Annotated in this window: 1 protein-coding gene; it reads left to right on the top strand. The window is 46.2% G+C overall.

Going from position 1 to position 1,564, the window contains the following annotated elements; translation table 11 throughout:
- Positions 1-73: 73 nt before the first annotated feature.
- On the top strand, positions 74-1,564 hold a 1,491-nt coding region (locus F1E73_RS16910; RefSeq protein ID WP_223883498.1), incomplete at its 3' end, for an IS1182 family transposase.

The raw sequence follows: 1,564 nt of genomic DNA, 5'->3' as shown, positions 1-1,564 counted from the left end.
TTTCTTAATAACTTTGTTGATTACCTTTAACCCATGGAGTCCATAACGTTCTGATATTGCTTATCTTAATGATATGGATTTTATAACAGGTTTTAATAGGGACCAATTGGTAATGATGGATTTCGAATCCTGCCTGAGCCCGGATTCCTGGGCACGGATCGTTGACATGTTCGTGGATATTCTCCCAATGCAGGAGTTGGGGTTCAAGGATGTCCTTAATACAGAGGGAAGGCCACCTTACCGTTCATCGGATCTGCTCAAGCTCTACCTCTATGGCTACAAGAATAAACTTCGTTCCTCCCGCCGATTGGAACATGCTTGCAAAGTGAACCTCGAGGTCATCTGGCTCTTGAAGGGACTCAGGCCATCGGCAAGGAGAATCGCGTATTTCAGGAAAGACAATGCAACGGCCTTTAAACAGGCCTTCAGGTATTTCGTGGTGCTGCTCAGGGACTGGGAACTCATAGACGGGGAGACCATTGCCATCGATTCCTTTAAAATAAGGGCCCAGAACGCCCTAAAGAACAACTTCAACCAGAAAAAGATCGATCGTCATATAGACTACATAGATAACAAGGTCCAGGAATACCAACAACAATTGGATGCCGAAGATCTAGAAGTCGACACCCAGGAACTGCAGGGTAAAATAGCCTATCAGGAATCAAAAAAAGACAGGTACCGCACAATTGAAAGGCAGCTCGGGGAAAGCGGGGAAACACAGATCAGCCTTACCGACCCCGATGCCAGGTCCGTGGTAATGCACCGAAACATCATCAATGTGGGCTACAACGTGCAGGCGGGCTGCGATGCAAAGCATAAGCTCTTCGTCAACAATGATACGGGGACGGTGAACGATACCCATGCACTCTCCCCCATGGCATTGGACGTCAAAGAACTTCTGAATGTGGACAGCATGCGCACACTTACGGATAAAGGGTATACAACTGCAAAACATTTGGACATATGTACCAAGAACGGGATCACGCCGTACTCCTCCCCAAAGGAGCATTCCTCCCAACACAACGGCCTTTATTCTATGGTCGATTTTAAATACGACAAGGAAAAGGACAACTATACCTGCCCCGACGGACAAATTCTGAAAACCAATGGAACCGTTTACGATAAGGCGGGCCACAAGGTGAAGCATTACAAGAACAGGAAAGCTTGCAAGGTATGCCCCGTAAGACATCTGTGTACCACTAATAAAAATGGACGATTCATAGAACGTTCCATCTATCAAGAGGCCTTGGAGGAAAATCAAAAAAGAGTGGAAGAAAACCCGGAGTACTATAGACTTAGGCAGCAGATCACAGAACACCAGTTCGGAACTTTAAAAAGGCAATGGGGCTTCACATATACCCTGATGAAAGGAAAGCAGCACGTGCTCTCGGAGGTGAACTTGATGATGACCTGTTACAACCTTAGGAGACTGATGTCCATACTTGGCCCAAAGGAGCTCAAAAACAGGCTAAAAGGGCTTGAACCTTCAACGTTTGGTCTCTATGGACCATTTTCAGCACTTTGGGGACACTTTCTTTTTCGGGCCAATTTATTGTACCTCCTA

The sequence above is a fragment of the Arenibacter lacus genome (assembly GCF_008711145.1).
Lineage (GTDB): Bacteria > Bacteroidota > Bacteroidia > Flavobacteriales > Flavobacteriaceae > Arenibacter > Arenibacter amylolyticus.
Note: the sequence above shows the minus strand (reverse complement) of the source record. Positions and strands in the feature narration are given on the sequence as shown.